The sequence below is a fragment of the Acetivibrio ethanolgignens genome (assembly GCF_001461035.1).
Taxonomy (GTDB): Bacteria; Bacillota; Clostridia; order Lachnospirales; family Lachnospiraceae; genus Velocimicrobium; species Velocimicrobium ethanolgignens.
Window position 1 is genome coordinate 1 of the sequence record NZ_LNAM01000127.1, and the last position, 700, is coordinate 700.

Annotated in this window: 1 protein-coding gene; it reads left to right on the plus strand. The window is 31.6% G+C overall.

Annotated features, from left to right (window positions below):
- Positions 1-665: radical SAM protein (locus ASU35_RS06900; protein WP_147525399.1), on the plus strand; the 665-nt coding region annotated here is incomplete at its 5' end.
- Positions 666-700 lie beyond the last annotated feature (35 nt).

Below are 700 nucleotides of genomic sequence, written 5' to 3' on the forward strand. Positions count from 1 at the left end.
AGGATTTAATCTGCGGCAGGATTGCGACAGGAGAGAATTATAATTTGACGCGTGACATTGACTCAGAGAAACCAAGTAATAAAAATATTATAGATTTTTCAGATGTATACGATAAAGATAATTGGCATAAGAAAAGATTAACATTTCGGCTTACAGGTAATTGTAATATGGCATGTCCATATTGCTTTACAAATTTTCATAGTTTAAAAAGTGTTATAGCACCTGAATATTATAAGAAGGCAATTTGTGATTTTGTCAAGCAATTAAAACCTGATGATATTGCTGGGATTATTATTACTGGAGGAGAAGCTACATTATACAAAGATTTAGTAATTGATATCATGCAATATGCAACAGAAAAATGTTCGGAACACCATAATAAGGTTAAGTTTTTATTGTACACGAATTTTATGTTGGTTGACGAACACTTTCTATCAAAACTATCACAGTATAATGTCAGTATTGCATTAAGTATTGATGGGGATCAAGCCAAACATGATGCTAATAGAATAAATCCGGCAAAAACAAGTAGTTATAAGCAGATCTTAAAAAATCTGTTAGTTGCCTCAAAATATCCTTCGTTATCACTTGAAGTCAGAAGTGTCATTCAAAATAATGAAGACAGCATTATAGGCATAATTAACTCAAACTTCGCACTTGAATAAGTGCCTATGCACCTTGAAAATTCAATAATAACTGG